2 tRNA genes are annotated in these 391 nt (G+C 49.1%); both read right to left on the bottom strand.

Going from position 1 to position 391, the window contains the following annotated elements:
* Window positions 1–62 precede the first annotated feature (62 nt).
* Window positions 63–138, bottom strand: a tRNA-Ala gene (locus GW534_RS16050).
* A 10-nt stretch (window positions 139–148) separates the two neighbouring features.
* Window positions 149–225: transfer RNA gene (locus GW534_RS16045), tRNA-Ile, on the bottom strand.
* Window positions 226–391: the final 166 nt, after the last annotated feature.

The raw sequence follows: 391 nt of genomic DNA, 5'->3' as shown, positions 1-391 counted from the left end.
CTGGACAGTCGCCTCAGCTTTTCTTTTAGCCTTATTTCGTTATCTAGTTTTCAAAGAACGATTGGTGGAGCCTAGCGGGATCGAACCGCTGACCTCCTGCGTGCAAAGCAGGCGCTCTCCCAGCTGAGCTAAGACCCCAAATGAAATATGGTGGGCCTGAGTGGACTCGAACCACCGACCTCACGCTTATCAGGCGTGCGCTCTAACCAGCTGAGCTACAGGCCCATATTCTTTCGGGTTGTTTTGAACCCTCAAAACTGACAAGACAAAGCGTTTGTCACATCAAAAGACGTGTTCCGTTACTCTAGCTTCGGCTCCTAGCGACACTTCGCTGCGCAGATGTAATACTACGTAAGCAGTACATCGCAGAACAAAATCTAGATTTTGTTCA

Origin of the sequence: Pallidibacillus pasinlerensis (genome assembly GCF_009996845.1) — a bacterium.
Taxonomy (GTDB): Bacteria; Bacillota; Bacilli; order Bacillales; family Caldibacillaceae; genus Pallidibacillus; species Pallidibacillus pasinlerensis.
This window is presented reverse-complemented; position numbering and strand designations above follow the sequence as displayed.